Source organism: Streptomyces sp. SGAir0957, assembly GCF_043523415.1.
In genome coordinates, this window is sequence record NZ_CP027293.1 from 8,518,818 (window position 1) to 8,544,138 (window position 25,321).

Sequence of the window (25,321 nt, forward strand, 5' to 3'; positions counted from 1 at the left end):
TGCGCATCGCTCAGCCGACCCGCGCCGGTGCGGCGTCCGGCACCTGCGGCTCGGACGGTACCCACAGGTCGTCGCCGCACAGCGTGTCCACGCGGTACTTGCCCAGCGCGCTGACCAGCATCCGCATCTCCAGGGCCAGGCATTCCACGAGCCTTGTCAGGCCCGCCTCCGGGTCCTCGTCCGCGGCCAGCAGCGCCGCCCGCCCGAGGCCCACCGCCCGCGCCCCCAGAGCCAGGCACTTCACCGCGCGGGTTCCCTCCCACATCCGGCCGGACACCAGCAGGCAGCCCTCCGGGGTTCCGATGCGGCGCAGGCACTCCGACAGTGGTAACCCGACACCGGACAGGAACGCGCGGGGTGCCCAGCCGCTGCCGCCCTCGGCTCCGTCGACCGTGACAGCGTCGGCGCCCGCGGCCCAGGCGATGCCGGCCGCGTGGCCCACGTCCCGGCCCGGCGGGAGCTTCACCCAGACCCGGGCCCTCGGGTAGTTGTTGCGCATCAGCCGGATCTGCTGGCGCAGTACCTCCTCGGTGAAGGTGCCGGGGCTGGCGCAGCGCAGCAGCCGTCCCGTCGCGGCGTCGAAGACCGGCTCCACGACGAACTGCTCCGCGAGCCGTGCGGCCTGGGAGCTGTCGACGACCGTCAGACCGCCCAGGCCCGGTTTGGCGCCCTGTCCCACCTTCAGCTCCAGGGCGAGCCGCCCGCTGTCCAGCAGCGGCCTGGCGGAGGGGTCGCTGTAGACCAGGTTCCAGACCTCGGCGTCGGCGTCCTCCGTGCTCTGCTGGATGACGACGCCGCCCACTCCGTCGGGCACGGTGTCCGCGTAGGCGCGCACTCGTCCCAGCAGCCCGGACGTGACGTCGTCGCAGAGCCGGCCCGAGCCGTTGACCGGTGCCACGTTCTCGCCGATCACCATGGGGACGCCCAGGGCTCCGGCCTGCGCGCCGACCGCGCGGCCCAGGCCGGTCCCGGCGACCTGCGTCGAGCCGAAGGCCGACACGTACAGGGGCAGTGCGGAGGCGAACCCGCCGACGGTCGTCCGCAGATCCACGTCGCTGTGCAACGGCTCACGGGCCAGCTCGATCAGCTTCTCGAGCCGCTCGGGCACGAAGACCGGGGGCGTCAACCGGGCCGCGTCCAGGGGATCGCGCTCCTGGACCGTGGACGCGCCGAAAGCCGTGCCCGCACCGGAAACCGTGCCCGCACCGAACAGAGCGTGCCCGTAGTCCTCGACGTCGGGGAAGGCCGCCGCCGGGCCGCGGCGGGCGCGGGCGCGGACCGCCTCGGCGGGGAAGCCGTCCGCTCGCAGGCCGCTCACGGGGACACCACCCCCGGGGTCTTCGGATAGGCACTGGCCTGCCACACGGCGTGCAGACCGGCCACATACCGGGTCAGGCGCTCCAGGCCGATGCCGAAGCCGGCGCTCGCGGGGATGCCTTCGCGGACCATCTTCAGATACCAGGCGTACTTCGCGGGGTTCTCACCGGTCTCTCGCATGCGGGCAATGATCGTGTGATATTCGTGTTCCCGCTCGCCGCCGCTGCACAACTCGCCGTATCCCTCGGCCGCCAACAGGTCGAAGTTGCGCAAGGTGCCCGGCGTGTCGCGGCTCTCCTTGTCATAGAAGCCGCGTGACCCCTTGGGGTAGTCCGTGACGAAGAACGGGACGTCCGACCCTTTGGAGAGCAGCGCTTCGCCGACCCAGTCGATCTCGGCGTCCGGACTCTGCGCATGACCGAGGTCGTGCAGGTCGGCCACGGCCGAGGCGTGGGTGCGCTGTCCGAAGGGCGTCCCCGTCAGCAGACCGGTGAAGGCGTCCGTGTCCCGCCCGAGCGTGGCGAGTTCCTCCGCGGACCGCTCCACGACCCGGCGCACGGCGTGCCGCACGATGTTCTCCGCCACCGCCATGGCGTCCTCGCGCGAGGCCCCGGCGATCTCCACGTCGATCTGGTGGAACTCGGCCAGGTGCCGGCCGGTGTCACTGGTCTCCAGTGGCTCCAGACGGACGTTCGGCGCGATGCAGAAGATCCGGTCGAAGGCCGTCAAGGAGGCCTGCTTGTACAGGATCGCACTGGTCATCAGCTTGTAGCGGTGGCCGTAGTAGTCCACGTCGACCTGTTTGGCGCCCCGGGCTCCAGGGTCGGTGACCGGTCCGATCACCGGCGGCAGCAGCTCGGTGAACCCCTGCTCGGACAGGTACTCACGGACCGCGGCGAGCATCGTGTGCTGGACGCGCAACACGGCACGGGTGACGGGCGACGTCAGGTGGTCCCGCGGGTCGGTGGGCGGCAGAGGGGTTTCCACAAGGGTGTCCATGGCGTGCGGTCTCCTTGGTGTCGTGTGACGTGTGGCGTGTGTCGTGTGTCATGAGTCGTGAGTCGTCGGCCCGTGCTCAGGGAAGTCAGCGGTTGCTGAGCCGCCGCTGAGAGGCCGTCATGGTCTGTTCGAGGGCCGCGTCGTCGAAGGCGCGCTCCACGTAGGTCAGGGAGCGCAACAAGTGCTCCGCTGTGGTGTCTTCGTCCCTGCCGCGAACGGTGTCACCGAGCGGCATGGCGCCGGTCTGCGACCAGCACAGCCGGCCCGTGGCGTCCACATGGGCCCGGGTCCGGCCCACGTTGTCCGGATGCAGGCAGTACGGGATGTCGAGGTAGCCCCGCGCGACCGCGCGGACCAGGGCGGCACCCAGATCGGCGTCGAGATCGAGTACGGCTTCCACGAGCGTGCGTGCCTCGGCGAGGATCCCGGTGTCCGCCGCGGCCGGCCGCACCGTCGCAGCGGCCCGACCGGCCGCGGCGCTCGCCACACGCAGCGCGGTGACGTTCTCCGCGATGTCGGGAATCCGGTGCGCCTCGACCACGGTCTTGACGATCAGCCGTTCCGTGCCGGTGCGCACGGCCAGCCGGGCGGCCTCCTCCAGCAGCGCCGTCGCACCGCCCGGGGTACGGGGGAAGACGCCCATGTAGCTGTAGAGCACGACGTGCCAGTCGAGGTCCGCAAGGAATTCGGCGGCCAGCGTGCGCAGGGCGTGGATCGCTTCGGCGTCCTGGTCCGGATGCGTCTGCTGGGCGTAGCTCAACGACACGCTCCGCAGGCCGTGGTGGCCGAAGAACATCCCCTCCAGGACACTGATCGCCACCAGAAGGCTCGGCGGGCACAACTGCCCCAGCATGCAGCCGCCGAAGGATTCCAGATGCGGTTCAAGTCCGTGCGCGCGTTGCTCGGCGAGCACCCGGCACGACTCGGCCCACGCGCGCACGGCCTCCGCCACCGGGACACGGCTGTAGGGCAGGCAGTAGGAGAGCGGCCCACCCTCGGTGGCATGCAGCCCGCACGCGCTGAGCTTGGCGAAGATGTCCTGTGGCCGCGCCGAACCGTGCCGCACTTGAACGGGGAAGGACGGGTCGTGCACCCCGTCCAGCACCCCTCGGGTGACCCGCGGCGCGTACGCCACGATCGGGTAGCCGTTGAGGTCGTCCCCGGCGGCCAGCGCCGCCCGCGCGGCCGCGTGGTCGCCGACGCGGGTGAAGCTGTCGAGGGTGATGGTGCCCGTCGCGCAGACGCCCGCCTGGCGTACGGCGCGCAGGCCGGCCCGCATGTCCGCGGGGTCCGCCATCCCCATCCGCGGCTGCACGACGAGCCGCCCGTCGGAGGCCGCCCGCGCGACGAACGCGCCGAAGGAGGCCTGGGCGGGACGCCGGGGGCCGTTCACGACGGCACGCCCTGCGGCATCCGGTCCAGGAACGCCCGGAAGGGGGCCATTCCGCCGCTGTCCTCGAAGACGCCGTCGAAGCCGGCCTCCGTCAGCGCCGCGACCTGGTCGGCGCCGCCCGGGCCGCTGATGCCCAGCTTCCCGCCGATGACGACGGCGACCTGGGCGAGCTCGTCGCGGGCACGGATCTTGCCGATGATCCGTTTGCCTTCCTGGAATCCGTGGCCGTTGACGCTGCTGATCACGATCAGGTCGGGCGTGTACCGGACGCAGGCGTCGATCAGCGACGCGTCGGGGACACAGGCTCCCAGGTTGTGCACGCGGTGCCCCCACTCCTCCAGCATGAGCTGGAGGTGCACGAGGTTCCAGGTGTGCGCGTCCGAAGCCAGACTCGTCACGACGGTGCGTAGGTCACGTGGCCGGCTCTGGCTGTGTGTCTGTGGTGACTGCAAGACCTTGCTCGTCTCTTTCGTCGAAGCGGTGAGGTACGGCAGGTCGCGGAAGAGGTAAGCACCCGCGCCTGAAAAGGGGGCGGCGGACCGACGATCGCCGCTTGCCGGACGGAACGGCGGGTCAGCGGCTGAGGCTGCGCTCCAGGAACGCCACGCCCTGGTCGACACTGATCAATTGCCATCGCTGCCGGCCCATGCCGGTGAGGGCCTCGGCCCACTGGCCGTCCCCCGACTCCGGGGACAGGGCGCTGAGCAGTACGGTCGCGTACTCGTAACCGGTCTCGTGCCGGGTCGGGGACGGGTGGGTTCGCCGGGCCACGTACTCGAAGGTGTGGCGGCGTTGTCCGTCGAGCCGAAGAGCGTCCGCGAGCAGCCGAACCGTGTCCCGGCGGGGCCGCTCGGCCCGCCCGTGCTCCAGGTCCCGAATGGCTCGCACGCTCGTCGCGGAAAGGTCCGCGAGTTCCTTCTGAGTCAGTCCTTCTTCGGCGCGATAGCTCTGGAGCAGAGATCCGAAGCCCCACTCTTCACCACGGGTGTGTGCCTGTTCGCGCTGGCGGGTCGAAGGCCCGACGTACGCGTCCCTCCTCAACACGATCTCTCCCTCCCTCCCTTGCCTGCGGTTCCGAGGGAGCGACGGAAAGGAAGGCAATGGTAGGTGTAAACGGCAATGGACAATGAGCAGGCTTTGTCCCCCCGGGGTCGCGCACCCTGAACCGGAAATTGCCGCTGTTCACCGGTGCGGCCCCCACCCTGCGGGACGACGGGGACGCTTTCCCGCCGCGAGAGCAACGCTGCTGCATCGCACCGCGGTTGGCTACCGCGGACCGCCGTCCTGATCCGGCCGCGGCAGAGACCGTCCACGGCCGTCGGCCGCCTCCTCGGCTCCGCTGACCAGATCCGGCCACTCCACCACGGAACAACGGGGAGCGTCGGAGCAGCGAAGGAAAACATCGAGGTCAACGGCGCGCACAATGACCGTACGTGAGACGGTCCGGGCCTCGACGGCGGATGCCGCGTCGATGAAGAGGCCGAGGATCAGCGGTCCCGTGCCGAGATGGACACTGATGTGCTCGACATGGTCACCGGGCCGGGCGCAGCAGCGCACCAGCGCCCGCAGTCGCTCAGGGTTCGAGGTGGCCGCAGCGGTCAGGCCCCGTACATGAACCAAATACATACGGGGAGTGTGGGCGGGGCGTAATGCGGACGCAAGGCGAACTCGGGGGCGGACTGTGCCAATGCCAAAAGAGGCCGCCGTCGGTGTTGCTCGCTCAACTTTGCTGATTACAGCCTGAGTTGCCGGGTACCGGAGGGACCGGAGTAAAAGCCGAGAAGGACGGCGAGAAGACCAGGGGGCCACGTGTTGGACGCATTGGGTCTGGACGATACGTGCGTGCGGGTTTACCGGGCATTATTGGTACGGCCGCAAGTCGGTATGACGGAGATCCGTAAACAGCTGGACCTGTCCGACAGCGCTTTGCGCGCGGCGCTGGACAGACTGAGCGAGTTGGCTCTGGTCCGCCCTTCTGTCGATGCCTCACGTGTCTTCCACGCCGTCGATCCGGAACTCGGCATTCAAGCACTGATCACCAAGCAGCAGGAACAGCTCGCCGCGGAGCAGCACCGTATGGAAGAACTGCACGTCGCGGCGGTGGCCTTCGCGGATCTCACCTCCGACCGGCCACGCCAGGCCTCGCACGACATCGAGCAACTGGACGGCGCCGAGGAGATCCAGGACCACATCCGGGCTTTCATGCGCCAGGCGGGGAAGGAGGTCATGACGTTCGTGCCGGGCGGCGCCCAGTGTGCCACCGACATCGACGCGGTCGAACCGCAGTACGCGGAGTTACTGGAACGCGGGGTGCGCGTACGGGCCATGTACCTCGCCAGCGCGGTGAACGACCCGCCCACGGCGGCCCACATGACGAGGCTGTCGAATCGGGGCGCGGAGGTGCGGACCACACCGACGCTACCGGTGAGGCTGACCATCATCGACCGGGACATCGTCATCCTGCCCACGGAGGGCAAGGACGCGGGAACGGACGAAGGCCGCGGCCGAAGACCGCAGGCACTCCTGATGACAGCCAAGGAGGTGGGCGACGTGGTGTGTGCCCTCTTCGACAACTACTGGGCCACAGCGGCCCCTTGGGGCGCCAACCCGCGGGACAGGGACGGCGGAGATCTGACCGCCCAGGAGTTGGAGGTCCTGCGTATCCTCAGTCGCGGCATGACGGACGAGGCCGTCGCCAAGCGCCTCGGAATCTCCCCGCGCACGGCCCGCCGCATCGCGGCGAACCTGATGGAGAAGCTGGGAGCCCGCAGCCGCTTCCAGGCCGGCGCCAGCGCGGTGGCGACGGGATGGCTGACGGGGGAGGAGTGAGGGGGGGCTTAGCAGCACCGGACCGGCCTGGTGCGTCCCTGCGCGGTCCCCCTGTCGAGCTGCCGCGGGCGGTGGTGTCAGTGTCGGGTCGTCAGGGCCGCGCCGCCGGCGCGCTCATCGCTGCCGTCAGGAATGTGATCGCCCAACGCCGGGCCGCCTCGCCCGCTACCGGGGACGCGCAGCCAGGGGAAGGCTGCTGGTGGACCTGGAGGCGGTCGATGGCCGTCACGGCGAAGATCCCCCGCATACGGAAGGACAGCTCCTCCGGGGAAAGACCGGGGAGGGCGCGTGCGAAGGCTGCGAAGTAGCGCTCGCGGACCGAGTCGTCGGCCGCGCCGGTCCAGCTGCGTGCCTCCTCGGCGGGGTCGCTGAGGATCGTCACGATCAGCCGGGACCTCCGGGCGCCGCCCTCGTCGTCGGCCGGCATCTCGTCGAACAGCGGTCCCGCGAATGCCTCCACCAAATCGGCGACCGATGGCTCGGGGGTGCGGGCGAGCACCTTGTCCAGCCCGGCGTGCTGGGCAGCGGTGATGGGTTCGATGACGCGGCGGACGACCGCGGCCATCAGCTCCGCCTTCGAGCCGAAGTGATAGCCGACGGCGGCCAGGTTCGCTCCGGCGCGCTGGGTGACCGCGCGGATCGAGGTGCCGCGGTAACCGTGCTCGGCAAACAGGTGCTCGGCCGCGTCGAGGAGCTGGGTGCGGGTGTCGGGGGTCGCCACACGGAGGACTCTACATATGTTTGAATGAAACGAACGTATGATTATAACGAACGTATGAAAGAGGCGTGTCGTGAAGCTGCTCGTCTACGGCGCCGGAGTCTGCGGCAGCCTGTTCGCCGCCCGCATGCATGAGGCCGGCCACGATGTCTCACTCCTCGCCCGGGGCAGGCGCCTGACCGCCCTGCGCCGGCAGGGAGTGCAGCTCGCCGAGGAGAACGGCCCTGTCAGGAGCGTGCCGGTAGCGGTGACGGAGCACCCGGGCGACAGGTACGACCTGATCACCGTCCTCGTCCGTACCCACCAGGTGGATGCGGTGATGGAGGCACTCGCTGACGTGCAGGGGGATGTGCTGTTCCTGCTCAATTGGGCAGCAGGCCCGGAGGCGCTGGGCGCGGTGCTCGGCCACGAGCGGGTGCTGCTCGGCTTCCCCATGACGGGCGGCACGATGGACGGCGACGTGGTCCGCTACCGTAAGACCAACGTCGTCACCCGCCGGGTCGCGATACCGCTCGGTGAGCCCGACGGCCGCACCACCCCGCGACTGGAACGAATCGTGGGGAGGTTCCGCACCGCCGGGATCAACGCCAAGGCCGAGCCGCACATGGGCGCCTGGCTCAGGACACACGCCGCGTTCGAAGTGCCGCTCGGTCAGGCGGTACACGCGGCGGGCGGCCCCGTGGCGCTGAGCGACGACCCGGCCGCGGTTCGCTCCATGCTCCGCCTCATGCGCCAGAATCTCGCCGCGATGGAGACACCACCGGTACCTCGGGCGTTCGGCGCGTTGCGGGTGCTGCCAGAAGGGCTCCTTGTCGCCGCGCTCCGGCGCTTCCTGAAGAGCCCGACGGCCGTGCACAGCGGACTCAGCGACCGCTCACCTGCCACGGTGGCCGAACTCGAGCGGCTGGCCGAACAGCTCCGCACCCCTGCGGGAGCCCGCTGAGCGGCCCGGGGCGGCAGACTCCCCCCGCACGTCGCCGCCCGTCCCGCGGCCCGCCTCCGCTTTCTTCAAGGACGAAAACTTCTGATCCCGTGACTCCATGACTCCGTGACTCCATGACCCCCTGACTCCATGACCGCGTCGAGGTCGACGTCGCGTCGCTACGGTGGGCGAATGCCGATGCGAAGCCCGGAGGACGAAGCCCTCGCCGAGGCGTGGGACGCTCTGACCCGCTGGTTGGCGGAGCACGCGCCCGCGTCGTATGCCTCCCTGCTGCCGCCGGCGCCGGGGGAGGACATCGCCGCGGCGGAGGGTCGGTTGAGGCAACGCCTCGGGTATGCACTGCCCGCCGAGTTGACGGCGCTGTGGCGGCTCTGCGGTGGGGTGGAGCACCTGGAGATCGACGGCGACGAGCAGGAAGAGGTCGCCTCCGGAGCCTTCCTCCCGGGCGGAGTCCTCCTCACTCCGGGGCAGGCGATGTCCGCGGTGTTTCTCGGCGGTGACCACGGGTGGGGCGCGCCGGTCGTTCCCTGGCTCACCCGGGACGAGGCCGGGCCCGAGTCCGGCCACTACGCGGGCCCCGACGGCGTCGGCTCCTGGGAACTCCCCGAGGGGATCGACGCTCCGCGGTACCCGTCGATTGCCGCCTACCTGACGGCCGTTCACCGCACCCTGACCGTGGGGCCCGCTGATCTGATGGGCTCGTCGGAGGTGCCGGGCACCGTCTACGGCTGTCTGATCTGGGACGATCCAAAGAGTTCGTGGCTCACCCGGGCGGCCGACGACTGGGTGGCACTGCACTGAACGTGGTCGGCCGCTACCGGCCGGCTTGGTCCCAAGGGTCTGGCCGCCGTGCGAACAAGGTCGGCCTCGGTAGCGCCGCAGCCCTTGAGCCGGGCAGTGCCCGGGTCGGATCTGTCCCCGTTCTGATATGCACCCGGTCTGATCGATGTGATCACCGTCGGCCAGGACCGACTGACGGTGATCGTTGTGCCCCGGCGGAGGTGGTCAGCCTCGCTCACGGCGTCCGCCGAGTGTGTGTGGTTCAGGCCCGGGTGTAGCCGCCGTCCGCGAAGAGTTCGGCGCCGGTGACGAAGGAGGAGGCGTCCGAGGCCAGGAAGAGGGCGGCTTCGGCGATCTCGTCGGGGTCGGCGAGGCGTCCCAGGGGCACGGTGGCTTCGGCGAACTGGTCGGCGTCCGGTCCCGCGGCGCTGAGCAGGGCGGGGGTGCGAGTGGGTCCGGGGCTGAGGATGTTGACCCGGAACCGGCGCTCCCGTGATTGCCGGGCCCAGTTGTGCACGAGGTTGCTCAGCGCTGCCTTGGAGGCGCTGTAGACCTCGAGTTGGTCGTTGGGCCGCACGCTGTTGCTGGAGCCGATGACCAGGATGGAGGCGTTTCGCGACAGTAGCGGGAGCGCCTTTTGCACGGTGAACAGCGGGCCCTTGACGTTGACGGCTAGTGTCAGGTCGACGTTCGCCTCGGTGTGGGCGCCGAGCGTGGCGTCCGCGACGATGCCCGCGTTGGCCACCAGGACGTCGATGCGCCCGGCCTCCTCGCCGACGCGCGCGTAGAGCGCGTCCAGGTCGTCCAGGACCGAGACGTCGGAGACGACGCCGGTGGCCGCAGGGCCCAGCTCTTGGAGTGCCGCCTGCAGGCGGTCGGTGTCACGGCCGGTCACGAAGACCCGCGCGCCCTCCCGGATGAAACGGTGGGCGATGGCCAGCCCGATCCCGCTGGTCCCGCCGGTGATCACGGCCACCTTCTCCTGCAACACGCCTGGCATGTCGAACCCCTTCGGTTCTGGACTGGATCGTCCACAACCTAGGCCGTTATGGACGATCCAGTCAAGAATGGGTACGCTGGCACCATGCCCCGACCACGCGCCTTCGACGAACAACAAGTCCTTGAGCGGGCCCGGGAACAGTTCTGGGCATCGGGCTACGCCGGAACCCGGATGGATGACATCGCCCGCGCGACCGGCCTGGGCAAGGGCAGCCTGTACGGCGCCTTCGGCGACAAGAGCCAGCTGTTCCACCGCGTGTTCGGCGACTGGTGCACCGCCATCGTCGAGGTCGCCGAAGAGCGGATGGCGGGCGGTCCGGACGCGGAAGCCATGGCCCGGCTCTCCACGTACGTACACCTCATGGCAGAGAACTCCGCTCGGGACACCGAGCGCCGCGGATGCCTGCTGGCCAAGGGGGCGGCGGAACTGGCCCAGAACGATCCGACAGTGGCCGCACAGTCCACCCGGACCATGACGGCGCTGCTGACCCTGCTGCGCAACGAGATCAGCGCGGCCCAACGCCACGGCGACATCGACAAAGCCGCAGACCCGGAGCAGTTGGCGGCATTGCTGCTGACCGTCGTCCGCGGTATCGAGGCGGTCGGCAAAGCCGGCCTGGATCCACAGACGCTGCGCGCCGTTGCGGACACCGCACTGGCGGTCCTCCCCAAGCCCGAGGCGTAGGGAAGCCCCGCGTCCCAGGCGCCGTGCGCCCGCGCGGCTGTCGGCTGATTCAGATGCCTCGGCGGGGGCTGTATGCAGGCGGCCGGACATGAAGCGACGCCTCTGTTCATTCTCTTGACTGCATTGGTGCAGACCTCTAGGTTCGGCGCACGTCGAGTTCACAAGAGAACTCAACCTTCAGATACGTGAACGCGAAAAGTCGCCCCAGCCCTGGAGGAACCCCCCATGCACCGCACCAGAATCCAGTCCGCTGCCACGGTCGTCGGCATCGTCTCCGCCCTCGCCCTGTTCGGCGGCCCCAGCGCCAGCGCCGCCGACCCCGGCAAGGCGCCCGGCGGCAACTTCGACCTGTCCGTATGGCAGTTGCAGGAACCCGTCGGCTCGCCGGGTTCGCCGACAACCATTCCTTCGTCGCGACTCCAGGGTGCGAACGGCTTCCAGGACGCGTACTTCTACACCGACACCCGCGACGGCGCGATGACCTTCTGGGCGCCGGAGAAGGGCGTCACCACCCCGAACTCGAACTACGCCCGCTCCGAGCTACGGGAGATGAATCGCAGTGGCAGCGCCGCAGACTGGTCGCTGGGCGGCAGCCACAAGCTGAGCGCGACCCTGCGCGTCGTCTCGGTCACGTCCAACGTGTGCGTCGGGCAGATCCACCTCGGCACCGGCGGAAGCTCCACCAAGCCTCTGGTGGAGCTGTACTACCGGTCGAGTGGTGACATCGTGGTGGGTACGGAGAACTCGCCGTCGGGCGGCCAGACGACGCACACGGTGGGACATGTGGCGGTCGGCAAGACGTGGAGTTACACGATCGCCGTCTCCGGTGGTGACACGCTCGACGTGACCGTCAACGGCAGCACCACCCACTACGACATCCCCTCGTCGTTCTCCCCGTACAAGCAGTACTTCAAGGCCGGCTCCTACAACCAGTCCTCGTCGAGCAGCACCACCAAGGGTGCGCGGGTCGCCTTCTACGGGCTCAACGTCTCGCACGGCTGACAAGGTGGTGGCGACAGCCTCCCCGACGCGTCGACGCTGAGCATCTCGATGTCCCGAGCGTGTCGCCGAAAGCGTCGCCCCGGCGCGTCACACAGCCCGGCCGTGTCCAGATCGCGGCCGGGCTTGTCCGTAGTACGTGAAAAGGGCATCGTCATCGTGGAGTTGGCCTTGCCGCCCCTTGCGCCGTGTGAAGCTATGCCCATGGATGATGTGAATGCTGATGTGAAGAGCAGGCTGCAGACGGACCGCCCGCACTCGGCCCGTGTCTGGAACTACCTGCTGGGCGGCAAGGACAACTACCCCGTGGACAGTGAGGTCGGCGACGCCATTCTGTCGACCTTCCCGGAATTCGCGGCCGTGGCCCGGCTGCAGCGCGCCTTCCTCACGCGTGCCGTGCGCTTCCTCACGGCCGAGGCGGGCATCAGGCAGTTCCTCGACATCGGCACTGGGCTGCCCACCGCCGACAACACCCACGAGGTGGCGCAGCGCATCGCGCCGGACAGCCGGATCGTCTACGTCGACAACGACCCGCTCGTTCTCGCCCACGCCCGTGCCCTGCTCACGAGCAGCCCGGAAGGGGCGTGCGCGTACATCTCGGAGGACGTGCGCAACCCGGAACGCATCCTGGCCGAGGCGGCGAACACACTGGACTTCAGCCGGCCGGTCGCTCTGACCCTGCTCGGCATCATGGGGCAGCTGTCGGACGCCGACCGGCCCCGGGAACTGGTCGCCGCGTACCTGGATGCGCTGCCTGCCGGAAGCTACGTGGCCTTGAGCGACGGGATCAACACCAACGAGGCGCTGAACGCCGCCGTGACCGCCTACAACGCGCAGTCGGCCAACACCTACCACCTGCGCTCGCCGGAAGAGATCGCCGCCTACTTCGCGGGCCTTGAGGCCGTGGACCCCGGCGTCGTCACGACGTCGGCCTGGCGGCCGGACGACATGCAGCCGACGGAGGATGCCGTGGACGTCGCGTACTGCGGTGTGGCACGCAAGAGTTGAGGCCCTGGCGTTGTTGCGACGCCGAGCCTGTACACGTACGTCCATGTGTACGTGAGGTCTGGACGTGTCCCGCCTGTTGTCACAGGCGGGACACGTCGGCGTCTCCGCAGCAGCGGACCAGAACCGCGCCCCGGTCGCTACCGAAAGGCAGGGCGTCCAACCCGGGCCTATGGCCGTAGCCGACCCGCCCTTGCTCGCGGCGCTCAGCAGCGCCGCGGTTCAAGGGCGCGCCGCTGTCAGCTGCTTGAGCTCGCGGCGGCTGCGGCCGCGGCCGCGGTCTGGCGCTGCTGCATCGAGAGGACGATCAGGCCCGCGAAGACCTGCACGGGGACGGGCACGTCAGTGAAGTCGGCGGTCAGACCGCTGCCGAAACGACTGGGCCGGAACTCCCCGACCACGACGTCCTGCGACACCAGTTGCCTCTTGCCGCGGAATGCCGATGGTCGCTTCAGCTCGTACTCTCCTGACGCGTCGGAGATGTGCCAGCGCCGGCCGGATCGGTGGGCCCGGGACCGGAGCGTTCCCTCTGCGCTCCCTTCCAGCATCTCGAAGGAACGTCCCCATCCGGAGGACCGCAACTCAAAGGTTTCGCCCGCCAACTCCACCCGTCCGCCTGACTTCCAGGCACGCATGGACCACTCCGCGATCCGCCTGCCATCGGAGAAGATCTGGTAGGTGCGTCCAAGGGCGCGTTCGCGTCTGATCTCGAGCATCAGGAACTCCTAGTGGGGGATTCGAGTTCGGAGCCGGCCTTCGTCTCCTTCCCACGGAGATCCTGAAGATTCCACATAAAGATTCCCCATAAGCGCCTTCTCGAGCCTGGCCGACACGTTCGACGCGACCGGCAGGAGGCCGACGCCGACGGCTCGTCCCGTGCCGCGCTCGGCGAGGTAGGCCCGCGAGGCCCGTGCCCGCGCCGAAGACCGTGGCGTGGAGCTACGGGAGCCTCTCACCACGATGATTGATCTCGGAGGACGAGGGGCACCCGTAGACGGCCTCCGCGACCCGGATCTCGGCGGGGAGCGCAGCACGTATAAACACGTAGCCACCTCATGCGAAAGGGCTGTCTGATGAGCGAATTCCTGACTGTCGAGCGGCTGACCGGACTGACCCTGTACGACGCTGTGGGGGACGAGGTCGGGGCCGTCGCGCATGTGTATCGCGACACCCATTCCGGGGCGGCGGAATGGGTGTCGGTGAAGACCGGTCTGTTCGGTGACGCCGAGTCCTTCGTCCCCCTGTACCGGGCGCGGGCTGCGGAGGGCGAACTGCATGTTCCCTACGCCAAGGAGCTCATTGCGGAAGCCGCGCGGGTTGCGGGGGACAGCCGGTTGGAGGCGCAGGAGGAGCGGGAACTGTTCGCGCACTACGGGCTGCGGGTGTCCGCCCCCGTGGGCGTGGCCGGCAGCGCTGCGGGCAACAGTGGCCACCGGCCCGACGACGTCACAGGTGAGACCTCTGGAGGCGCCGTCGCGGAGGCACAGCCGGGGGAGGACGAGTACACCCGCTCTGCACCCGTAGGCGTGGCTGGAGCCGCCGCGACTACCGGAGACGACTCTCGTGACGACGCACACCACAGTGGCAGCCGGACCGGTGAGGCGCGGCTGACGCGTATCGCGATCGCCGAGAATGTCCACACGACGGTTCCGGCCAACGGCGGCGAGGCAGGAGCCGGACGCGACAGCGGAGTGTGAACCCCGCTGCACCGCAGATGAGGCAGCGCTGCCCGCCCGCGTCCCACGCCGGGCACCAGCTGGGGTCGACGGTCCTGGATGCGTGGCGGCGACGGTGTTCTCCGGCCGAGCCCGCGAGAGGGGGGCTCAGTCGGAGAACATCGTGTTCATGTCGGTGGCCTTGTTTGCGGGGAAGAACAGACCGTCATCGCCGGATGTGCCGTCCTGCCCTTCCTCACGGGCGGCCGTATGGCCGTCACCGCGTCCCTCACCGGCCTTGACGTGTTCGCCGGGTGGGCCCGGAACCGACTGGCAACTGACACGGCGCCTGTGATCGCAGGAGATTGATCATGGCGTGGTAGAGCTCCGCGCGGGGTGGGGCGTCCGGTATCGGTGTGAGAGGCGCGTTCGGGGTGGCGAAGGCGCGCAGCATCTGGGCAGTGAGGCGACGTAGGGCGTCGGACGACGTGGTGCCGATCGCGCTCATGACGCCGGAGTTGGCGATCAGCAAGATGGTGAGGTCGCGGTCGCTGAAGTCCTGTCGCAGATGACCGGCTTTCTTGGCGCGCGAGATGAGCTCGAGCACACCGCGGCCCGCTGCGGCGCGTCGGGACTCGACGGCGCTGGAGGGGAGGGCGATGGTCAGGACCTCGACGAAAGCCGGGTCCGCCGCCTGCAAAGTACAGACGCACTGGACGTAGTCTGACGCGTCGTAGTACGCGTGGACGCCGGGGTCCAGGAGGATACGGGCGTCCACGGCGAGCAGGACGATCGCGGGCCGGCGTCCGCGCCGCAGGGCCACGAGCCCCAGGAGGATACCGAGGGCCATCTGGGCGGGCCGGTCCCACCAGGGGGTGCCGGCGGTGTGGACACCGAGCCAACGCAGCGCGGAGGCGGGGTGGTTGCGGATGGTGAACCGGGCGGCCGCCGTACTGGTCGGGTTCGAGAGATAGAAAGGGAGCCACGCGGCGGCGACCAGAGCGGCGAGCAGAGCGGCAGGCCGCAGCCGTGCGGAGCGCGGCATGGCCAGAAGCAGCGGCAGGAACCCGACCGCCCAGGGCTTCGAGTCGATGGCGAGCGCGAGGAATAGCGCGACGGCGATGGCGTGTCCGCGAAACAGGGCGTGTACGGCGAGGGTGGTGAAGAACAGGGCGAGGACGTCGTCGAGGTGCCCGAAGCGGACCGCGACCTCGAGCCACATGGGGGCGAAGGCGGCCCCCGCGATCAGAAGACAACGGTGCAGGTGACGGGTGTCGATGCCGGTGGCACGGTAGTGGTCGGCGGCGACCCGGCCGATCAGCACGAGTATGCACAGACCGAGGACGAACATGAACGCATCGGCGAGTTCCTCGCCGGTGTGAAAGCGGAACGGGGCGAAGAGGGCGGCGGTCAGGAAGCTGACCGGGCCGATCTGGAGTTCCGGGTGGTGGGCGTACAAGGCGAGTCCGCCCCCGGGTGTGCCGTTGAACAGCAACTGCTCGCCGGTCCTGAAGTAGTGCCAGGAGATGGCCTCATGGAGTTCGGCCGCGGGGATCCACAGGGCCGTCCACGCCGCAAGGACAAGGTGATGCCACCGCAAGGGAATGCGGCCGATGCGTCCTGAGTGCAAGAGGTGCCCAGGTGTTCCGTACCGTTCGAGCCGGTGCGTCATGCCCCTCCCGTCTCCATGCCCGTCTACTGCCTGACCGTCGTGGTGGGAGGACCATCTGGTCCGCAGTCCGACTGATGGCCTCTTTCGAAGGTCGCGTGAGGGGTGGGCCGTGCGTCCCGCGGGCGGGAGCACGATGGAAGCACGCACTCATCGCCTCTCGAAGATGTCGCCAACCGGGCTGCGACGAGGCGTGAACGCCGACTCTCTCACTGAACTCTTGCCGCACTCCGGGTCTGCCCTCATCTACGGGTGTGCCGTGGTTCACCCGCCGGGCAGGTGCACCACGAACCGTGCTCCGGGCGCATGCGCGGCGTCGTATGTCACCGTTCCGCCCGCGGCGAGGGCGAGGCGGCGGGCCAGGGGCAGGCCCAGGCCCGCCCCGCTGTGGCCGTCGGCGGGGTCCGCCCGGCGGCCGGGTTCGAAGAGGTGCGGGGCGAACACGGAGGGGATGCCGGGGCCGTCGTCGGTGACATCGACGCGTACGCCGCCGTGAGCGGGCCGGGCGCGGAGATGGACGGTGGCGTGCGCGTAGCGGCAGGCGTTGGTGAGGAGCGGGCTGACGATGCGTTGGAGGAGGGCGGATGGAACTCCGGCCACCAGATGGGGCCCTTCGATGGTGATGGCGACGGGGCTCGGTGGGTGCAGGGTCCTCGTGAGGTGGCGCAGGGTGGGCAGTACCTCGGCTGTGCCGGGACCGGTGTGCGCGCTGTCCCGGGCGTCGTCCAGAAGCGTGTCACAGATGGTGCGCATCGACTCCGCCGAGTCGGCGATGACCTGGTGGGTGGCGTGCGTCTGCTCAGCGGTGCGGGGGCGGGTCCGCCACCAGTCGAGCTCGGCGATGATCCGGCTCAGCGGGGTGCGCAGCTCGTGCGAGAGTTCCCCGGTGAGCTGCCGCTCGTGGCGCAGGACGGTGCGGATGCGGTCGAGGATCGAGTCCAGCGACGCGCCGAGCCGGGCGAGTTCGGCCGGGTGCCGGGTGCTGGCGAAGCGGTCCTCGGATGCGACGGCGCTCCACTGGATGGCTTGGTCGGTCATGGTGCGCACGGGGTGCAGGGCGCGGCCGACGGCCAGGCGTGTCAGGGCGTAGGTGCAGGTGAGCATGATGATGTCGAGGGCGAGTGAGCCCAGGAGCAGGGTGTTGGCGGAACCGCGGTAGGGGGAGAGGTCGAGCGCGGTGACGACGGTGGCCGGGCTGGGTGTTCCGGGGAGCGGGGAGGAGCACAGGCGGAGGGGGCCGTGGACGTCGGTGGTCAGGCACCGATGGCCGCCGTGTCCGGCGAGGGCGGTGGCGACGCGGGTCAGGCGGCCCGCGGTGGGCGGTTGTTCGAGGAGGTGGTGGCCGGCGTAGATCCACACGTTGGCGTCGAGGAGTCCGTCGTGGGAGGTCTCCAGGACGCGCACGGTCGTGCCTTCGGTGTCGATGGTCGTCGCGACCGCGGCGGCGCGGGTGCGCAGTTCGTCGTCCGCCTGGTGCTGGAGGCGGTGCTGGGCCGCCGTGTTGAAGGCGATGGTGAGGACCAGCACGACCAGGGTCGCGGTGATGAGGGCCAGCAGGGAGAGCCGGCCGCGCAGGGTGCTGGGGGCCAGTCGGTGCAGGGCGGTGGCGTGCGGGCGGTCGTGGACGTCGTTCATGCCAGGCGGTGGCCGATCCCTCGGGCGGTGGCGATCGATTGCCCGCTGCCCGCTTCGCGCAGCTTGCGGCGCAGCCGGGTCAGGTACTGGTCGAGTGTGTTGTCGTGGACGAGGGCGCCTTCGGGCCATGCCGCTCGGACCAGGTCGCGGCGGCTGACGAGCGTGCCGGACGCGGCCATGAGGGTGGCGAGGAGGCGAAATTCGGTCGGCGTCAGGTCGATCGGGGTGCCCCGGACGTCGACTGTGTGCCGCGTGGCGTCCAGGGCCAGGTCTCCCGTCGTCGTGGGGAGCGGGGGCGCGGCCCGTTTGAGGAGGGCCCGGACGCGTGCGCTGAGTTCGGCGAGGTGGAACGGCTTGGGCAGGTAGTCGTCGCCTCCGGCCGCGAATCCGGAGAGCCGGTCGGTGAGGTGGTGGCGGGCGGTCAGGAAGATGACGGGGGCGGCGAATCCGTTCGCGCGCATCGCCTGGCACACGTCCCGGCCGTCGGCGTCGGGCAGCCCGATGTCGAGGACGACGGCGGCGATGCCGGTGGTGGCAAGGCGCAGGGCGGTGCTGCCGTCCGGCGCGGCGACGGTGTCGAAGTCCTCGTCGCGCAGCCCCCGCAGCAGCACGTCACGCAGGCCGTGATCGTCTTCCGCGACCAGGATCGTCGGGCGCATGGTCCTCCTCGTTCTTTCGTGCCTGGACCGTCCGGCGCGCTTCCGTGCCGGAGGGGTGGGTGGCGGCGCCGGGCGCACCCGTGTCAGGCGTGCGTGGCGTCCGGAGTTCGGGCAGCCAGCGGACCGTGGCAGCCAGGGACACGCCCAGCCAGCCGAGCGCGAGCAGCCAGCCGCCGAGGACGTCGGTGAACCAGTGCACGCCCAGGTAGACGCGGGTGAGTCCGACGAGCGCAGCCCAGCAGCCGATGGTCGCGCACAGCATCGTCCGGCCTCGCGGGTCGCGGACGAGGACGGCGACGATCAGCAGCCCCGCGGTGAGGGCCGCCGTGGTGGTGTGTCCGGAGGGGAAGGCCCAGCCCGAGGCGTGGGTGCGCCAGTCGTCCTGCGGCGGGCGGGGCCGCTCGACGAGCGTCATCAGCCCGTAGCGCAGGGCCTGGCCCGCTCCGAGGCAGGCCAGGCAGAGCGGGACGGTGAGCGCGCGCTGCCGCATGGTGCGCCCTGCGACGATCCCGGCGAGCACGGCCAGCACGTACGGGACCACGGCGGTCCCGGTGTCGGTCAGTGCGCGGGCGAGGGCCAGCACCACGGCCGGGCTATGGTCCACGGACCAGTCCAGAAGGCCGTGGTCCACGGACAGCGGTTTTCCGTCCTGGCCCGCCACGACCATGGTCAGCAGGCCGAACGCCGTCCACGCGCCCAGGCAGCAGCCGCCGGCGCGGACGAGGACGCCGCGGCGCGTCATGGCGCCGCAAGGAGTGGACGCAGGCGGGTCGCCGCGAGGCGCGGGGCCAGACGCTGCGCGCCGGCGCGTGCGGCCGGCAGGACGAGCAGCGCGGTGAGCGCGCCGACGACGACCCCGGCGAGCACGTCATGGGGGTAGTGCGCGCCGACCCAGACACGCGAGACCACCATGGCAGCGGCGGCCGGCACCGCGACGACGCCAAGTGCGCGCGACACGAGTAGCAGGGCGACGGCCGCGGCGGTGGCGATGGCCGCGTGATTGCTGGGGAAGGACCAGTCGTCAGGGGCCGGGCATGCCTCCAGTGTGGTGACGTGCAGACTCCGGCAGGGCCGGTCCTCGCGCACCACCAGCTTCAGCGCCGCGTCCACGGCGAAGGCCCCGGCCACGATCAGCGGGACGGCGAGCGCCGTCACCGCCGCACCCGCGCTCACCTGCCGGGCCCGCCACCAGGCGATGACCATGAGTACGGCGAACAGGGCCAGGCCGTACGTCGACCATGCCGCGACAGTGTCGTTCAGCCACGACGGAGCGTGCCGGGCCCAACCCACGACGGCGATGGTGGACGAGCCGTCGATGGACGAGCCGTCGAACGCGGTGATCATCGCTGGGCCTCCTTCCGTGCCGCGTTCTGCGCGGCAGCAGGCGCCCCCCGGCGGGAGCGGAGGACCTCGAGGACGAGCGGGATCAGCGACAGGGCCACGATCGCCGCCACCAGAGGAAGCAGGTACCGGTCCACGTTCGGCACGGAGGAGCCCAGGGCGTAGCCGGCCAGAACGAGTCCGATGCTCCACACCAGTCCGCCGCAGACCTGCCAGAGGGTGAACGTCCGCGCCGGGACTCCCAGGGCGCCCGCCATCGGGTTCAGGACCGTGCGTACCACCGGGACGAAGCGGGCCAGCACGATCGCCTTCGCGTGCCCGTAGCGGGCGAGCAGTTCCTCCGCCCGCCGGGCTCCTTCGTGCAGGCGGGGCGAGTGGCTGCGGTTCAGCAGTGCGCCGCCCGCTCTGCGGCCCAACAGATAGCCGCACTGCGAGCCTGCCAGGGCCCCGGCCGCCGCGGCGGCCAGGAGCGGGGCGAGGGACAGCTGCAGTCCGCGGTCGGCGCTGCCGGTGCACAGCAGCCCCGCCGTGAACAGCAGCGAGTCACCCGGCAGGAAGAAGCCGAACAGGAGCCCTGTCTCGGCGAAGAGCACTACTCCCACGCCCAGTGCGCCGAACGCGGACAGCAGGGAGCGGGCATCCAGCACATTGACGGCGATCTGCGACGACAAGTGCATGGCTGGGGTCATCGTCGTGGGCTCCCTCGGGTGGGTCGCGCCGGATGTTCCTGTGCGGCAGCACCCGGCCGTGCGACTACAATTCTGTAGACGGTCTACGTTACTGTAGACGCTAGCGCAAGGAGGAGCGTTCCCGTGACCGAGGCGCGCGACGTGGTGGCGGCCTGCAGGCGAGCTGGAGAGCGCCGTCATGGCGGCGCTGTGGGCCGCCGGAACCCCGCTCACACCACAACGGCTGCGCAGCGAACTCGGCTTCGGCCTGGCCCGCACGACCGTGGCGACGATCGTCAATCGCCTGTACGAAGAGGGACTCGTCCGCCGGGAACGACAGGGACGCGGCTTCGTTTACGCCCCGTACAGGACGCCCCGGGACTGACGGCGCGGCGCACGATGGAGCCGGAGCCGACCACCTTGCCGGCGCCGAGCGGGACTGGCTGTCGGCGGCCGCGGCGGCGACGCTGGCGACCTGGGTGTGCGCGGCGATCACTCAACAGGGCGCGGTGGCTGAACGGCTGCGCTCCACCGTGCGCCTGACGGTGCGCGACCTCGAGGACGCGCTCGCCTTCGACGTGACGGACGAAGGCACCATCGACGGCGAGGCGACGCCCCTCTTCGATGGTGCCGGTAGGCCGCGCCGAGCCGCGGGACAGCGCCTGACGAGCACATGCCGGGGCGCGCCGGCCGCTACGTGGGAACTGGCCGAGGACCGGTCACGACGCGTCCGGCGGCCATCTTCTGCAGCACTCCGTATGCCAGAACCGGCAGCAGCAGATGGGGCCTGTCGGGCAGCGACGTAGTGATCAGCACCGCGCCCGCGCTGCTGTTGTTCATTCCGCAGGCCAGCGTCAGCGAAGAGGCCACAGGCGTGTCGAGGCGCAGTACCCGGGCGGCGACCCGGCCGAGGGCGAAGGAGAGCAGGCACACCAGGGCGGCGACGGCGAGCGCCGCGGCGAGCAGGAGCGGGCGAGGGTGGGCGAGGAAGGACCCGAGAGCACCGCTGGCGTTGACGTACGTGAGCAGGAGCGAGCCCACCAGGGCCAATGGCACCACGCCCCGCAACAGGCGGGCCAGCACCACCGGCGGCAGCACCAGCGTGCACAGCAGCCCCGCGGCGCAGGGCAGGACGACGGTGGCGAGGGTGAATCCGCTGTGCGCCGAGTGGCTGATGCCGGTCAGGGCTTGTGCGTAGTCTTCGCTGAGCAAGGGCACCGTCGCCGCCAGCAGGACCGGGGTGGTGAGGGGACTGAGCAGAGTGGAGCCGAGGACGAGCCCCACCATGGTCGGCTGGTCACCCTCGCCCTTGCTCGTCCATACGGTGGCGCCCGCGGCCACGGGCATCGCGACCACCAGGGCCATGGCGGTCAGCAGTCCGCTGCCGCCGTCGGAGTCCGGGGTGCGCCGCAGGAGGAAGGCGACCACCGGCAGAACGAGCACCGGAATCAGCAGATGCAGCACGAGCCCGGCCAGCATGGCCATGGGCCTTCGCACAATTTGGCCCATGGCCCGCACGGGTACTTGGAGCCCGGCCGCGAACAGCACCAGTGAGAGCAGGAACGAGGCCGTGCGCAGCGTCAGGTGGGCCGGGCCCGTCGGCGGCACGGTGTGTGGGTGGCGGAGCCACAGGCCGGGGCCGGGCAGCAGCAGGGCGGCGGCGTAGGCGATGAGGACCGCGAGGCCGAGACGACGGCGCAGATGGTCGGTCGCACGGTCGAGGAACGAGGGAGGAACGGGCAGGGGAGGCACGGTGGTCTTCTTCCGTCACATCGGGCGGGGCGGGACGGAACGCCGATATCCGCGGGTGCAGTCGATGCCGGTGCATGTGCCCATCATGCGCGCGGGGCACGCGGGCGGACGGTGATCACCGCGGGCGGTCAGGAAACGTTCAGGTACCCGGTGGCACCTTCGTCCCCCATGACCTACGAACTCTCAGAAACCCCGGACGCCGCGCGGGACACCAGCGGCCCCGCCGGGCACGCGCGTCGCCTGCGACTGAACAAGGTCCCCGAAGTCACCGTCTACTTCTGGGTCATCAAGGTCCTGTGCACGACGGTCGGCGAGACCGCGGCCGACCTGCTCAACGAGAAGATGGGGCTCGGCCTGACCGGTGTATCGGTGCTGATGAGCGTGCTCCTCGCCGTCGCCCTGGTCGTGCAGTTCCGCACCAGCGCCTACCGGGCGGGCGTCTACTGGCTGGCCGTCGCCCTGATCAGCGTCGTCGGCACGCTGATCAGCGACAACCTCACCGACAACATGGGCGTGCCGCTGCAGACGAGCACGGTGGTGTTCGCGGCCGTCCTCGCCGTCGTGTTCATCGTCTGGTACAGGCGCGAGCGGACCCTGTCGATCCACAGCATCGACACCACCGGCCGTGAAGCGTTCTACTGGCTGGCCGTCCTGTTCACCTTCGCCCTCGGCACCGCGGCGGGTGACCTGGTCTCGGAGCGGATGGATCTCGGCTACTGGCTGGCCGCGCTCCTGTTCGCCGCGGCCATCGGCGCCGTGGCCGTCGCGCACTTCGCCCTCGGCCTGAACGCGGTGTGGAGCTTCTGGATCGCCTACATCCTCACCCGCCCCCTGGGCGCTTCGATCGGCGACTACCTCTCCCAGCCGAACGGTGACGGTGGTCTCGGCCTCGGCACCGTCGTCGCCAGCGGGCTCTTCCTGGCCGTCATCCTCGCCCTGGTGGTCTACCTGTCGGTGACGCGCCGGGACGTCGCGCCGGTCGGACACGACGCGGCGGCCGCGCGGCAGTCGGGCTGAAGCTGATGCGCCTCGTCCCGGAGGGCGCGGTGGATCGCACCTCCAGGGGTGGGTGTCAGCCCGGGGCCACCCTGGTGATCGTGAACCCGATCACGGCTCCGCCGCCCTCCCGCCGGGCGGCGAACGGTACGCCGCCGTGGGCCGCCGCGACCTCCCGGACGATCGACAGGCCCAGGCCGGAGCCGGGCAGGCTGCGGGCGGCGGGTGCGCGGTAGAAGCGGTCGAAGACGCGCTCGATGTCGACGTCCGACAGGCCGGGGCCGCGGTCGAGGACCTCCGCGCGGAGGTTGCCCGCCCCGCCCCGGGTGACGACGATCTCGACGGGGTCCGTGCCGTGCGCGTCGAACTTGGTGGCGTTCTCGACCAGGTTGGAGAGGGCGCGCTGGAGTTGCGCCGGTCGGCCGATGACGGTCGTGTCGGATGCGGAGCGCACCCTGACCGTGCGGCCGGTGCGGCGGCGCGCCACTGTGGCGACGTCCTGGGCGATGTCGGCGAGCGCCACCTCGACGGGCGGCTCGTCGTTCTGCTGTCCTGCCGCGAGGTCCACCAACTCGTTGACCAGATCGGTCAGTTCACGGGATTCGCTGGTCAGGTCGTCGACGAGCTCCTCGCGGGTGGCCCGGGGCAGTTCGTCGATACGGCGCAGGAGCGAGATGTTCGTCCGGAGCGAGGTGAGCGGCGTGCGCAGTTCATGGCCCGCGTCCTGGACCAGGCGCCGCTGGTCCTCCACCGAGCGGGCGAGCCGGCCCAGCATCCGGTCGAAGGAGCGGCCCAGGCTGGCGACCTCGTCCCCGCCGGTGACCGGCACCGCGACATCGAACCGGCCGGTGGACGCCACCTGTTCGGCGGTCTCCGCGAGGCGCACGAGCCGCGAGGTGATACGGCCGGCCAACCACCAGCCGAACAGGCCCGCCGCGAGCACGACCGCGGCAGCGAACAGCAGCGTGCGCTTCTGCAACTCCTTGAGCAGGTCCTCGGTGTCGCTGAACTGCTGGGCGACCTGCACCGCGCCCCGCCGACCACCGAGCGCCACGGTGGCGACGCGGTACTCGTCGCCGTCGATTCGTACGGCGTCGGCCTTCGTGAGGGCGCCCGGGGTGGTGGCGCCGGCGGTCCGGCGGGCCTCGACGTCCACGGGGAGCGCGGGACGGCCCCGGTCGGTCGGGGCGCCGAGGGCGTCGAGTACCTGGACGTCGGTGCCCAGGCGGCGGGTCAGTTCGTCGCGGGGCCCGTCGTGATCCGGGTCGCCGGAGGCGAAGTCGTCCGGCGTGCGTGCGTGCTGGCGCACCTGAACGCGCAGATCGTGCACGACCTCGTCGAACACGGCCTCCTGGTCGACGCGGACGAGGCGGGCCGCGGAACGGTAGGACAGGACACCCACCAGAGCAGTGACACCGATCGCGACCAGCACGAACGCGATGGCCAGCGTCGTGCGCAGGCTGCCGGCCCGCCGTCGTTCGAAGCGCTGGCGGTGTGGTGTGGGGGAGCGGGCGTCGAACGGTGCGGCGCCGGCGTCCCCACGAGGGTGCATCTCATGCCTCCCGCAGCACGTAGCCCACGCCTCTGACCGTGTGGATGAGGGGCGGCCGGTCCGGCTCGTCGACCTTGCGCCGGAGGTAGCCGACGTAGACCGCGAGGTTCTTCGAGCCGGGGCCGAAGTCGTAGCCCCAGATGCGGTCGTAGATCGTGGCGTGGTCGAGGACGATGCCGCCGTTTCGGACCAGCAGTTCCAGGAGGTCGAACTCCGTGCGGGTCAGGCAGAGTTCGCGTCCGCCGCGCCAGGCGCGCCGGGCGGCCGGATCCACCCGCACATCGGCGGCGGTGACCTGGTGGCACGACGCCTCGTCCGGTACCGGTACGGCGCGGCGCAGCAGGGCGCGCAGGCGGGCGAAGACCTCCTCGACGTCGAAGGGTTTGGCGACGTAGTCGTCCGCGCCCGCGTCGAGCCCCGCGATCCGGTCGGGGGTCTCCACGAGGGCGGTCAGCATGAGGATGGGTGTGCGGTCGCCCTCGGCGCGCAACACCCGGCACACCTGAAGGCCGTCGATGCCCGGCATCATCACGTCCAGGACGAGGATGTCGGGCGTCGAGCGGTGCGCGGTGGCCAGCGCCTCGATGCCGTCGGCGACGGCCGTGACGGCGTAGCCCTCCAGGGTGAGGGCGCGGGCGAGCGCGTGGCGGATCGCACGGTCGTCCTCGGCGAGCAGCACCGTGGCGGTGGGCGTGGTGGGCGGAGGGGCGGCGGGTGACGCGACTGG

General features: G+C 70.5%; 26 protein-coding genes and 1 pseudogene. 9 read left to right on the forward strand and 18 right to left on the reverse strand.

Going from position 1 to position 25,321, the window contains the following annotated elements:
- Positions 1-10 precede the first annotated feature (10 nt).
- The 6 genes from C1N81_RS44040 to C1N81_RS44065 all read right to left on the reverse strand — a co-directional run bounded on the left by C1N81_RS44040 (position 11) and on the right by C1N81_RS44065 (position 5,335).
- Positions 11-1,318, reverse strand: a complete 1,308-nt coding sequence (locus C1N81_RS44040) for a glutamate synthase-related protein (protein ID WP_394437532.1) — start codon at positions 1,316-1,318, stop codon at positions 11-13.
- A complete protein-coding gene (locus tag C1N81_RS44045; RefSeq protein WP_394437533.1) occupies positions 1,315-2,316 on the reverse strand; it encodes an asparagine synthetase A in 1,002 nt (333 codons plus the stop codon). The genes C1N81_RS44040 and C1N81_RS44045 overlap by 4 nt, the downstream gene beginning before the upstream one ends.
- An 85-nt stretch (positions 2,317-2,401) precedes the next feature.
- Positions 2,402-3,709, reverse strand: coding sequence for a methylaspartate mutase (locus C1N81_RS44050; RefSeq protein ID WP_394437535.1), 1,308 nt, complete (start codon positions 3,707-3,709; stop codon positions 2,402-2,404).
- The gene (locus tag C1N81_RS44055; RefSeq protein WP_394437537.1) at positions 3,706-4,107 is read right to left on the reverse strand and encodes a cobalamin B12-binding domain-containing protein; all 402 of its coding nucleotides are present in this window, start codon (positions 4,105-4,107) and stop codon (positions 3,706-3,708) included. Before C1N81_RS44055 ends, C1N81_RS44050 begins: the two co-directional genes overlap by 4 nt.
- A 175-nt stretch (positions 4,108-4,282) precedes the next feature.
- Entirely contained in the window at positions 4,283-4,753 is a 471-nt protein-coding gene (locus C1N81_RS44060; RefSeq protein WP_394437538.1) for a helix-turn-helix domain-containing protein, read from the reverse strand.
- A 222-nt stretch (positions 4,754-4,975) separates the two neighbouring features.
- A complete protein-coding gene (locus tag C1N81_RS44065) occupies positions 4,976-5,335 on the reverse strand; it encodes a hypothetical protein (protein ID WP_394437540.1) in 360 nt (119 codons plus the stop codon).
- Between the two features lie 183 nt (positions 5,336-5,518).
- Here C1N81_RS44065 and C1N81_RS44070 point away from each other — a divergent pair, with 183 nt between their 5' ends.
- Positions 5,519-6,538 (forward strand): LuxR C-terminal-related transcriptional regulator, encoded by a 1,020-nt coding sequence (locus tag C1N81_RS44070; protein WP_394437541.1) that lies wholly within the window; start codon positions 5,519-5,521, stop codon positions 6,536-6,538.
- 91 nt (positions 6,539-6,629) lie between these two features.
- On the opposite strand, the gene C1N81_RS44075 is transcribed toward C1N81_RS44070, so the two are convergent.
- Positions 6,630-7,259, reverse strand: a complete 630-nt coding sequence (locus C1N81_RS44075; RefSeq protein WP_394437543.1) for a TetR/AcrR family transcriptional regulator — start codon at positions 7,257-7,259, stop codon at positions 6,630-6,632.
- 70 nt (positions 7,260-7,329) lie between these two features.
- On the opposite strand from C1N81_RS44075, the gene C1N81_RS44080 reads away from it, so the two are divergent.
- Together C1N81_RS44080 and C1N81_RS44085 are read left to right on the forward strand one after the other, a co-directional pair.
- A complete protein-coding gene (locus tag C1N81_RS44080) occupies positions 7,330-8,199 on the forward strand; it encodes a ketopantoate reductase family protein (RefSeq protein ID WP_394437545.1) in 870 nt (289 codons plus the stop codon).
- A 171-nt stretch (positions 8,200-8,370) separates the two neighbouring features.
- Entirely contained in the window at positions 8,371-9,000 is a 630-nt protein-coding gene (locus tag C1N81_RS44085) for an SMI1/KNR4 family protein (RefSeq protein WP_394437546.1), read from the forward strand.
- A 241-nt stretch (positions 9,001-9,241) separates the two neighbouring features.
- On the opposite strand, the gene C1N81_RS44090 is transcribed toward C1N81_RS44085, so the two are convergent.
- The gene (locus C1N81_RS44090; RefSeq protein WP_394437548.1) at positions 9,242-9,979 is read right to left on the reverse strand and encodes an SDR family NAD(P)-dependent oxidoreductase; all 738 of its coding nucleotides are present in this window, start codon (positions 9,977-9,979) and stop codon (positions 9,242-9,244) included.
- A gap of 84 nt (positions 9,980-10,063) precedes the next feature.
- Between C1N81_RS44090 and C1N81_RS44095 the strand changes: the two genes are divergently transcribed.
- The 3 genes from C1N81_RS44095 to C1N81_RS44105 all read left to right on the forward strand — a co-directional run bounded on the left by C1N81_RS44095 (position 10,064) and on the right by C1N81_RS44105 (position 12,670).
- Positions 10,064-10,663, forward strand: a complete 600-nt coding sequence (locus tag C1N81_RS44095; RefSeq protein WP_394437550.1) for a TetR/AcrR family transcriptional regulator — start codon at positions 10,064-10,066, stop codon at positions 10,661-10,663.
- Positions 10,664-10,888: 225 nt separating this feature from the next.
- A complete protein-coding gene (locus tag C1N81_RS44100; RefSeq protein WP_394437552.1) occupies positions 10,889-11,665 on the forward strand; it encodes a polysaccharide lyase family 7 protein in 777 nt (258 codons plus the stop codon).
- Between the two features lie 195 nt (positions 11,666-11,860).
- Positions 11,861-12,670: an SAM-dependent methyltransferase gene (locus C1N81_RS44105; RefSeq protein ID WP_394438583.1), complete on the forward strand. Its 810-nt coding sequence runs from the start codon at positions 11,861-11,863 to the stop codon at positions 12,668-12,670.
- 236 nt (positions 12,671-12,906) lie between these two features.
- Here the strand turns inward: C1N81_RS44105 and C1N81_RS44110 are convergent, their stop codons facing one another.
- The gene (locus C1N81_RS44110; protein WP_394437554.1) at positions 12,907-13,383 is read right to left on the reverse strand and encodes a hypothetical protein; all 477 of its coding nucleotides are present in this window, start codon (positions 13,381-13,383) and stop codon (positions 12,907-12,909) included.
- Between the two features lie 357 nt (positions 13,384-13,740).
- Here C1N81_RS44110 and C1N81_RS44115 point away from each other — a divergent pair, with 357 nt between their 5' ends.
- Positions 13,741-14,364, forward strand: a complete 624-nt coding sequence (locus C1N81_RS44115; RefSeq protein WP_394437556.1) for a PRC-barrel domain-containing protein — start codon at positions 13,741-13,743, stop codon at positions 14,362-14,364.
- A gap of 247 nt (positions 14,365-14,611) precedes the next feature.
- On the opposite strand, the gene C1N81_RS44120 is transcribed toward C1N81_RS44115, so the two are convergent.
- The 6 genes from C1N81_RS44120 to C1N81_RS44145 all read right to left on the reverse strand — a co-directional run bounded on the left by C1N81_RS44120 (position 14,612) and on the right by C1N81_RS44145 (position 20,315).
- Entirely contained in the window at positions 14,612-15,994 is a 1,383-nt protein-coding gene (locus C1N81_RS44120; RefSeq protein WP_394437558.1) for a hypothetical protein, read from the reverse strand.
- Positions 15,995-16,255: 261 nt separating this feature from the next.
- Positions 16,256-17,626: a sensor histidine kinase gene (locus tag C1N81_RS44125; protein ID WP_394437560.1), complete on the reverse strand. Its 1,371-nt coding sequence runs from the start codon at positions 17,624-17,626 to the stop codon at positions 16,256-16,258.
- The gene (locus C1N81_RS44130) at positions 17,623-18,285 is read right to left on the reverse strand and encodes a response regulator transcription factor (RefSeq protein WP_394437562.1); all 663 of its coding nucleotides are present in this window, start codon (positions 18,283-18,285) and stop codon (positions 17,623-17,625) included. Before C1N81_RS44130 ends, C1N81_RS44125 begins: the two co-directional genes overlap by 4 nt.
- Positions 18,239-19,027: a phosphatase PAP2 family protein gene (locus C1N81_RS44135; RefSeq protein WP_394437564.1), complete on the reverse strand. Its 789-nt coding sequence runs from the start codon at positions 19,025-19,027 to the stop codon at positions 18,239-18,241. Before C1N81_RS44135 ends, C1N81_RS44130 begins: the two co-directional genes overlap by 47 nt.
- The gene (locus C1N81_RS44140) at positions 19,024-19,629 is read right to left on the reverse strand and encodes a phosphatase PAP2 family protein (protein ID WP_394437565.1); all 606 of its coding nucleotides are present in this window, start codon (positions 19,627-19,629) and stop codon (positions 19,024-19,026) included. The genes C1N81_RS44135 and C1N81_RS44140 overlap by 4 nt, the downstream gene beginning before the upstream one ends.
- Positions 19,626-20,315: a DedA family protein gene (locus C1N81_RS44145; RefSeq protein WP_394437567.1), complete on the reverse strand. Its 690-nt coding sequence runs from the start codon at positions 20,313-20,315 to the stop codon at positions 19,626-19,628. The genes C1N81_RS44140 and C1N81_RS44145 overlap by 4 nt, the downstream gene beginning before the upstream one ends.
- Positions 20,316-20,493: 178 nt before the next feature.
- Between C1N81_RS44145 and C1N81_RS44150 the strand changes: the two are divergent.
- A pseudogene (locus C1N81_RS44150) lies at positions 20,494-20,690 on the forward strand (BlaI/MecI/CopY family transcriptional regulator); the annotation flags it as partial.
- A gap of 297 nt (positions 20,691-20,987) precedes the next feature.
- Here the strand turns inward: C1N81_RS44150 and C1N81_RS44155 are convergent.
- The gene (locus C1N81_RS44155) at positions 20,988-22,046 is read right to left on the reverse strand and encodes a bile acid:sodium symporter family protein (protein ID WP_394437568.1); all 1,059 of its coding nucleotides are present in this window, start codon (positions 22,044-22,046) and stop codon (positions 20,988-20,990) included.
- A 168-nt stretch (positions 22,047-22,214) separates the two neighbouring features.
- Here C1N81_RS44155 and C1N81_RS44160 point away from each other — a divergent pair, with 168 nt between their 5' ends.
- A complete protein-coding gene (locus C1N81_RS44160; RefSeq protein WP_394437570.1) occupies positions 22,215-23,063 on the forward strand; it encodes a COG4705 family protein in 849 nt (282 codons plus the stop codon).
- A gap of 55 nt (positions 23,064-23,118) precedes the next feature.
- Here the strand turns inward: C1N81_RS44160 and C1N81_RS44165 are convergent, their stop codons facing one another.
- The gene (locus C1N81_RS44165; protein WP_394437572.1) at positions 23,119-24,594 is read right to left on the reverse strand and encodes a sensor histidine kinase; all 1,476 of its coding nucleotides are present in this window, start codon (positions 24,592-24,594) and stop codon (positions 23,119-23,121) included.
- 1 nt (position 24,595) lies between these two features.
- Entirely contained in the window at positions 24,596-25,273 is a 678-nt protein-coding gene (locus C1N81_RS44170) for a response regulator transcription factor (RefSeq protein ID WP_394438584.1), read from the reverse strand.
- Positions 25,274-25,321: the final 48 nt, after the last annotated feature.